Consider the following 8,076-nt stretch of genomic DNA (forward strand, 5'->3'; position numbering starts at 1 on the left):
TGTTTTCGGATGAATGGTATGGTTTGGCACTGTCCCGGCAGGCTTGATGGAGCCCCTGACAGTGATCGATTTGAGAAGTGACACCGTGACCCGGCCCACTGCGACCATGCGTGAGGCCATGCACAAGGCGGAGGTGGGCGATGATGTCTATGGCGAAGATCCCACCGTCAGTCGCCTGGAGGCCCTGGCCGCCGAAATGACCGGCATGGAGGCGGGCTTGTTCCTGCCCTCCGGCACCCAGGGCAACCTGGCCGCCCTGCTGGCCCATTGCGGGCGTGGAGACGAGTACATCGTCGGTCACAATGCCCACACCTATCAGTACGAGGGCGGTGGTGCGGCGGTGCTCGGTGGCATCCAGCCCCAGCCCCTGCCCCTGGACGAGGGCGGGCGGATGGATCCCGAGGCGGTGCGCGCCGCCATCAAGCCGGATGATGCCCATTTCGCCCGCAGCCGCCTGCTGTGCCTGGAAAACACCTGGTGGGGGCGGCCCCTGCCCATGGACTATATCGATACCATGGCGGGCCTGGCGCGGGAGCTTGGCCTGGGCTTTCATCTGGATGGGGCGCGGGTCTTCAATGCCGCTGTCTATCACCGCCTGCCGGTGGAGCACATCACGCGTCAGTTCGACAGTGTTTCTTTCTGTCTTTCCAAGGGCCTGGGTGCGCCTGTGGGCTCGCTGCTTTGCGGCCGGCGCGAATTCATCCACGAGGCCCGGCGCTGGCGAAAGGTGCTGGGCGGTGGCATGCGCCAGGCCGGGATCATTGCGGCTGCCGGCATTGTTGCCCTGGAGCGCCATGTGGACCGCCTTGCCGAAGATCATCACCGCGCCGAGCGCTTGGCCGACGGGCTGGAGGCCCTGGGGGCCGGGCTCAGGATCGAGCGCAGTGGCACCAATATGATTTTTGTCACCCCTGCCGATGTTGATGGCCCGACACTCGCTGCCCGACTCAAGCAGCGAGGGGTGATCGTCAATCCCGCCACCACCCTGCGTCTGGTCACCCATCTCGACGTGGATGATGCCGCCATCGAGGCCACCCTCTCGGCGTTTGGCGAGGCCCTCTCACCCGTGGCGAAGGGATCGGCATGAGCGGGCAAGACCCTGCGGTCACTGATGCCAGCCGCATCTTCTGCGTCGGTCGCAACTATGCCGATCATGCCCGGGAGATGGGCGCCGAGCGTCCACAGCAACCGGTGATATTCCTCAAGCCCGGCAGCGCCTGCCGTGCTCCCGGCCCGGCTTCTTTGCCCGTTGGCCTGGGGCGGGTGGACTATGAAGGCGAGATCGCCCTCTTGCTCAGCGGCGAACTTGAGCGGCCCATTGTCGGCCTCGGCCTTGCGGTTGATCTGACCCTGCGGGATGAGCAGGCCCGCCTCAAACAGGGTCGCCTGCCCTGGGACGTGGCCAAGGCCTTTGACGGAAGCTGTCTGCTGGGGCCATTCCTGCCAGTAGACGATCATGTTCTCGGCCATTTCCAGGAGCTGTCCTTTGTCACCAAAATCAATGGCGAAGAACGGCAACGGGGCGATGCTGGGGACATGATTTTTTCGCCCCCAGAACTGCTTTCCGCCTTATCATGCTATTGGGCTGTCCGCGCCGGTGACGTGCTGCTCACCGGCACCCCGGCCGGCGTTGGCCCGCTTGAGGCCGGCGATGAAATAGAACTGCAGGGCCTGCCGGGATCACCACTGGGTTTCGAACGCTACCAGGCAAGCTGGCAACTGGAGTAAGCACCATGACTTCCATCAAGGGACTGGCAGGGCTGCTGGGTTGGCTGTTGCTCTGTTTCGCCGCCGCCGCTTTCGGCGGTCTGTTTCCGCCGGGCGAATGGTATGCGGCGCTGCAAAAGCCGGCCTGGAATCCGCCAGGCTGGGTCTTTGGTCCGGTCTGGACCCTGCTGTACACCATGATGGCGGTGGCCGCCTGGCGGGTGTGGTGGCGACGGGGTTTTGCTGCGGCCCGCCTGGCATTGGGCGTGTTCATCTTCCAGTTGGTGCTCAACGCCCTTTGGTCAGCGATCTTTTTCGGACTGCAGATGCCCGGGGTGGCCTTCGGGCATATTCTCTTGCTGCTGGCAGCCATTAGCCTGACGATCATGCTATTTCATCGCGAAGACCGACTCTCCATCTGGCTGCTGTTGCCCTATTGGCTGTGGGTGGCCTTCGCCTCGGTGTTGAACTTTACCTTATGGATTCTGAACTGATGGCCAGACGCGATATCCAGTTTGCCCCCAAGGATCAGCCCCTGCGCGATGATGTCAGTGAGCTGGGCGCCCTGGTGGGTGCCATGCTCCGGGAGCAGGGCGGTATTGATCTCTATGAGCGGGTGGAAACGGCCCGACGCAATGCCATCCGCCGGCGTGAGGGCCATCGTATTGCCGCGGAAAGCCTGGCCGAGGCCATGGAAGGCCTGTCGGCGGCAGACGCTGCGGCCCTGACTCGTGCCTTTTCCACCTATTTCCAGACCGTGAACCTGGCCGAACGAGTGCATCGCATCCGCCGCCGGCGGGATTATGAACGGGAAGACCTGCCTCAGCCGGATGGATTGCGGGACAGCCTTGAGAAGCTCCAGGCCGCCGGGATCAGCCGGGACCAGATCATCCAGGCCCTGGACAGGGTGCAATTCGTTCCGGTCTTTACTGCCCATCCCACCGAATCCATGCGCCGTTCCTTGCTGGAGAAGCAGCAGCGCATGGCCCGTCTCCTGGTCAGCCGCATGGATCCGGACATGACCCCGCGAGAGGATCGCGCCGCCCGTGAGCGGATTCGCATGGAAATCACTGCGGCCTGGCAGACCGAGGAGCATCCCAGTCAACGGCCTTCAGTGGCCGACGAGCTGGAACATGTGCTGTTCTATTTCACCGATGTCCTCTATCGGGTGATTCCGCCTTTCTATGAAGCCATGGAAGAAGCGCTGACTGCCGTCTGGCCGGAGGCGGAACTGCCCGAGCGGTTGCCGCCCCTGGTCCGTTTCGGCAGCTGGGTCGGCGGTGACATGGATGGCAACCCCAACGTCAATGCCACCACCATTCGCGAAACCCTGGCCGAGCACCGCCAATTGGTATTGCGCGCCTATCAGGGGGAACTGGATGCGCTTTACCGCCGCCTGAGCCAGTCACTCTCCCGCATCGGTGTCACCGAGGCCCTGCGCATGCGGCTGGAACAGTATCAGCGGGATTTTCCCGATGTGGTGGACGCACTGCCGGCCCGTCACCGCAGCATGCCCTACCGGGTGATGATCCGCATGATGCAGGCGCGGCTTGCCGCCACCGCGACGGATGGCGAGGCCGCCTATCAGTCACCTTCGGAATTCGTGGACGATATTGTCTGTATCACCGACAGCCTGGGTGAGAATCGGGGTGAGCATGCCGGTCGTTTCTCCGTCCGCCGACTCTATCGGCGGGCCACCACCTTCGGTTTCCACATGGCCGCCCTGGATATCCGCCAGGATTCCGAGGTCCATCGCCAGGCAATCGGCGAGTATCTGCAGGACCCGGAATGGATGAATCGAAGCCCCGAGGAGCGGCTTGAGCGCATGCGAGGTCTGCTGGAGGCCGGTATCGACGGTGAGACCCCGGCGGGCGAGACCCTGGATCCGACCCTGGATGTCTTCCGGGCCATCGGCGAATGTCGCCGCCGCTTTGGCCCCGAGGCCATCGGCACCTATATCATCAGCATGGCCCAGGGCCCGGAAGATCTGGTGGCCGTGCTGTTGCTGGCTCGGATTGCCGGTCTGGGCGATGCCGACGGCCAGGTGCCGCTGGATATCGTGCCCCTGCTGGAAACCGTCCCCGACCTGGAGAACGGACCGGACATCCTGCGCCAGGTATTCGACGAACCCCTCTACGCCAGCCATCTGGCCGCTCGTGATGCGGCCCAGGAAGTGATGGTGGGCTATTCCGACAGCAATAAGGAATCCGGCATTGCTGCTTCCCGCTGGGCGGTCCAGAAGGCCCAGGCACGAATCGTGGCGGCCGCCGAGGCAGGCCGAGTGCAGCCAAGGATATTTCATGGACGCGGCGGCAGTACCAGTCGTGGTGGCGGCAAGGTGCCCCAGGCGGTGCTCGCGGCACCGGCCGGCAGCGTGCGCGGGCGCTTGCGGGTGACCGAACAGGGCGAAGTCATCAGCGCCAAGTACGGCCTGCGTTCCATTGCCATGCGCACCCTGGAGCAGAGCGTGGGCAGCGTCTTGCGCGCCAGCATGCCCGGCCAGGCAGTGGCGGCGAGCCCCGAGCAAAGCGAATTGATGGAGACGCTGGCGACCGCCAGCCGCAGTGCCTTCCGGGAGTTGGTTTACGAGACGCCCGCGTTCGAGGATTTTTTCCGCGAGGCCACCCCCATTGATGTGATCCAACGCATGGCCATGGGCTCGCGCCCGGCCAGCCGACGCAGTGGCCAGGGCATCCAGGACCTGCGCGCCATCCCCTGGGTCTTCGCCTGGACCCAATCCCGGGCGCTCTTGCCCGGCTGGTACGGCCTGGGGGCCGGCCTGCGCGCGGCCCGGGAGGCCCACGGGGAGGAAGCACTCCTTACGGCAGCTCGGGACTGGCCCTTCCTGCGCGCCCTGCTGTCCGATGTGGAGATGGTGCTGGCCAAGTCGGACATGGATATTGCCGCCCGTTACATGGTCCTGGTGGATCCGGCCCGCCATGGACTGTTCGACCGTATCCGTGAGGAACATAAGGCCACCATAGAAGGTCTTTTGAGCGTGAAAGGCCGGGATGAGCTGCTGGAAGATGATCCGGTGCTGGCTCGGGCCATTCGCCTGCGAAACCCCTATGTGGATCCCATGAGTATCCTTCAGGTGGATCTGCTCCGCCGCTGGCGTGAAGGCGGGCGTGAGGATGATGCCCTGCTGCATGCCCTGATTGCCTCGGTCAACGGCATCGCTCAGGGTTTGCAAAACACCGGCTAGAGAATGTCTGAATAGTGGTCACCAAGTGTGTCAGAATCGGGTGAACCGGGTTTCCATTGTATTGAGGGTCTAGACCATGTCCTGGCATAAACTGATTTTTATGGCCGTTATGCTGCCACTGACCGCCTGCGCTGGCGGTGAACGTGCGGAGGTTGAAGTGGGAGAGCAACTGGAGTTGGAAGAGCTGGCAAGAGGCACCCAGAGCCGTGTGTCCAGCGAGAGCATGACGGTTATCCGTGACGCCGAGGCTTTTGAGGGGATCTGGCGGCAGGCTGGCCAACGCGGTGAGCCGCCGGCGGTGGATTTCGAGCAGTTCATGGTGATCGCCGCCTTCATGGGCGAGCGTCGCACGGGCGGATATACCGTTCGCGTGCGCAGTGCCGAGCGCAACGAAGAGGGTCTGAAGGTGCGGGTCCGCATGGAGGCGCCGGGTCGCAATTGCATGGTGACCCAGGCATTTACTCAGCCCTTCCATTTGGTTCGCCTGCCACGGGTCGAAGGTGCGGTGGATTTCGAAGTCAACCAGGAAACAGTGGATTGCTGATTTTGGCCAATTCCAGCCAGGGCGGCGTTGATGCCACGATTGTTAGCTTGGGAGCTGATTGCACATGGAGTCAAAGGCTCGTTGTTCAGCCTGTGAAGTCGTTGAACCCTTGCCCCGAAGTAGCGGGCGCCTCTATCTGGCGCCTCCCGTTCCCCATACCCGTCGCAAGCTGCGGGAGGCCAGCAAGGCCCTGGGCCTGAGTATCGAGGAAATGGACGGCGGCATTCAGGGTATCGCCCTCGGTGACGGCGATCTTTCTCGCCTGCTGGGCCAACTGGAAGAACGCCCCAGCGAGCCGGAACAGAAGCAGAGCCATGCCCTGTTTGTTGCCGGAAACAAGACCCCCGGGCTTGGCGACTTGCTTCAGGCCCGGTCCCTGTCGGTATTGCTGGGTCGTGAATCCGGTTGCTGGCTGGTGGACTTGATGGAGTCCGACAGGCTGTTTGCCCATTTTCATCCCATCGTTTCCATGGCCAATCCGGCCAACATTCATGCCCATGAATGCCTGCTTCGGGCTCGCGGGGACGACGGAAAAACCATCCCCCCCTTCGAGATATTCCAGGCCGCCAGCCGGGCGGAGCTGACCTTCCACCTGGATCGTGCCGCCCGGCTGACCGCGATCCGGGATGCTGTCAGCCATGACTTGCCTGGCAAGATCTTCATCAATTTCAATCCCACGGCCATTTATGACCCGAATTTCTGTCTCCAGACCACCGTTCGGGCAATCCACGATGCCGGCATCGAACCGTCCCGACTGGTGTTTGAAGTGATCGAGAGCGAGGAAATCTCCGATAGCAAACACCTTAAATCAATCCTTCAGTTCTATCGTGATGCGGGTTTTGGTGTGGCCCTTGATGACCTGGGTGCCGGTTACGCTTCCCTGAACCTCCTCTCCTCGCTACGGCCGAACTACATCAAGTTTGATCGGGAACTGGTCAGTGGTATCGATGGCGACCGATATCGCCAGACCGTGTTCAGCAAGCTGGTTGAGATGGCCAGGGAGCTGGACGTCAAAACGGTGGCCGAGGGTGTTGAAACCCGGTCGGAATGGGATTTCCTCGCCAGCCAGGGGGTGGATTTCGCCCAGGGTTTTCTCCTCTGCCGGCCCGATGCCCCGCCGCAAACCCCGAAGCTGCCCAGCGGGGCTGGCGTTTGATCAGGCCATTCGCGATTTTCTGAGTAAGCGGAGAGACTTTAGTGAAAGGCGTATTCCTGGATTTCGATACCGTCAGCAACAACGATGTCTTGACCACGGAGCTCGAGGCCGTGCTCAATCCCCTGGAGATCTACCCGGTCAGTGCCCCGGAACAAATACCGGCGCGGATCGCGGAGGTGGAGTGCCTGCTGACCAACAAGGTCAAGGTGACTGCGGCATTGATGGATGCTGCCCCCAATCTCAAGCTGATCTGTCTGGCGGCCACGGGCTTCGACAATGTGGATACAGATGCGGCCAGGGAGCGGGGCATCACGGTCTGCAACATCGCCGGTTACTGTACGGCCGCTGTGGCCCAGCATGTATTTTCCTTGATCCTTACCCTGAATCAGCGCCTCGACGATTATCGCGACCGAATGCGCGGTGGTGATTGGAGCCGATCACCCCATTTCACCATGCTCGATTACCCTATCCGCGAGCTGTCTGGCCGCACTCTGGGTATTATTGGCTACGGTGAGCTTGGCGGCGGGGTGGCCCGCCTGGGAGAGGCCTTCGGCATGGAGATACTGATCGCCGAAAGGCCGGGTTGGAAAGGTGAGATTCGTGAGGGTCGGCTGCCGGTTGAGCAGGTGCTGGAGCAATCCGATGTGCTTAGCCTGCACTGCCCGCTGAGCGAGGACACCCGTCATCTGATCAATGCCGATGCCCTCAAGCGCATGCCTGCCCATGCCGTTCTGATCAATACCGCCCGCGGTGCAGTTGTCGATGAACAGGCACTGGCCGATGCCCTCCGCCAGGGTGAGATCGCCGGCGCGGGGGTGGATGTGCTCAGCCAGGAGCCTCCGGTGGATGGCAACCCCTTGCTCGACGAGGATGTCCCCAACCTGGTGCTAACCCCGCATATCGCCTGGGCCACCGTCGAAGCTCGTCAACGTGCCTTGGATGAAATGGCCATGAATGTGCGTGCCTTCAAGACGGGTGAGGAACGTAATCGCGTGGTTTGATTTTTCTTTTGCTGTTCTGGTGGCTTCGTTTGCCTTGGTGCCATCTGGAGGCTTTTAATCGCGGCTAAAGCCGCTCCCACGGTGGCTTCGGTGTGCGCTAATGGCACCGTGGGAGCGGCATTCCTGCCGCGATCAAGAGTCTCCGGCTGGCACCAAAAGATAAGACTTAACCAAACTTTCCATTAGCACGGGCTACCTTGGGTGGAAGTCACCTGAGCCGAGCTGGTTGATGGCGTATTCTGGCCTTTGTGCAGATTGCCACCGATTCGACCCGCCTTAATCACGCCCGAAAGCCGCACCAACGGCGACTTCGGCATACCGCAAAGCCATCGTGGGAGCGAATTTATTCGCGAAAAAACTCTTCGGATGGCACCAAGATATAGGACTGAACCAAGCTAGACCCTAGCACAGCCTAGGTGACCTTTTACGAAAGGCAGGCCTATGTGCCGACAGGGCTTTCCAA

7 protein-coding genes are annotated in these 8,076 nt (G+C 62.0%); all 7 read left to right on the top strand.

Features of this window, described 5'->3' with window-relative positions; all coding sequences use genetic code 11:
* The first annotated feature begins 55 nt into the window (after positions 1-55).
* The 7 genes from ltaE to VCB98_RS04935 all read left to right on the top strand — a co-directional run bounded on the left by ltaE (position 56) and on the right by VCB98_RS04935 (position 7,613).
* On the top strand, positions 56-1,087 hold the full coding sequence (gene ltaE, locus VCB98_RS04905; protein WP_445353990.1) for a low-specificity L-threonine aldolase: 1,032 nt from the start codon (positions 56-58) through the stop codon (positions 1,085-1,087).
* Positions 1,084-1,728: a fumarylacetoacetate hydrolase family protein gene (locus tag VCB98_RS04910; protein WP_346050789.1), complete on the top strand. Its 645-nt coding sequence runs from the start codon at positions 1,084-1,086 to the stop codon at positions 1,726-1,728. The genes ltaE and VCB98_RS04910 overlap by 4 nt, the downstream gene beginning before the upstream one ends.
* A gap of 5 nt (positions 1,729-1,733) precedes the next feature.
* Positions 1,734-2,201 carry a TspO/MBR family protein gene (locus tag VCB98_RS04915; RefSeq protein WP_346050790.1) on the top strand — a complete coding sequence of 156 codons (468 nt, stop codon included), beginning with the start codon at positions 1,734-1,736 and terminating at the stop codon, positions 2,199-2,201.
* Positions 2,201-4,912 (top strand): phosphoenolpyruvate carboxylase, encoded by a 2,712-nt coding sequence (gene ppc / locus VCB98_RS04920; protein ID WP_346050791.1) that lies wholly within the window; start codon positions 2,201-2,203, stop codon positions 4,910-4,912. The genes VCB98_RS04915 and ppc overlap by 1 nt, the downstream gene beginning before the upstream one ends.
* A gap of 76 nt (positions 4,913-4,988) precedes the next feature.
* Complete coding sequence (locus VCB98_RS04925) at positions 4,989-5,456, top strand: protease complex subunit PrcB family protein (protein WP_346050792.1); 468 nt, start codon at positions 4,989-4,991, stop codon at positions 5,454-5,456.
* 64 nt (positions 5,457-5,520) lie between these two features.
* Positions 5,521-6,612, top strand: coding sequence for an EAL domain-containing protein (locus VCB98_RS04930; RefSeq protein WP_346050793.1), 1,092 nt, complete (start codon positions 5,521-5,523; stop codon positions 6,610-6,612).
* 41 nt (positions 6,613-6,653) lie between these two features.
* Entirely contained in the window at positions 6,654-7,613 is a 960-nt protein-coding gene (locus VCB98_RS04935; protein ID WP_346050794.1) for a D-2-hydroxyacid dehydrogenase, read from the top strand.
* Positions 7,614-8,076: the final 463 nt, after the last annotated feature.

It is taken from the genome of Natronospira elongata (assembly GCF_034931365.1).
In the GTDB taxonomy this organism is placed as follows: domain Bacteria; phylum Pseudomonadota; class Gammaproteobacteria; order Natronospirales; family Natronospiraceae; genus Natronospira; species Natronospira elongata.

Coding starts and splice junctions, on each gene's coding strand:
- VCB98_RS04910 (WP_346050789.1), top strand. CDS start 1,084: ATGAGCGGGCAAGACCCTGCGGTCACTGATGCCAGCCGCATCTTCTGC.
- VCB98_RS04915 (WP_346050790.1), top strand. CDS start 1,734: ATGACTTCCATCAAGGGACTGGCAGGGCTGCTGGGTTGGCTGTTGCTC.
- ppc (WP_346050791.1), top strand. CDS start 2,201: ATGGCCAGACGCGATATCCAGTTTGCCCCCAAGGATCAGCCCCTGCGC.
- VCB98_RS04925 (WP_346050792.1), top strand. CDS start 4,989: ATGTCCTGGCATAAACTGATTTTTATGGCCGTTATGCTGCCACTGACC.
- VCB98_RS04930 (WP_346050793.1), top strand. CDS start 5,521: ATGGAGTCAAAGGCTCGTTGTTCAGCCTGTGAAGTCGTTGAACCCTTG.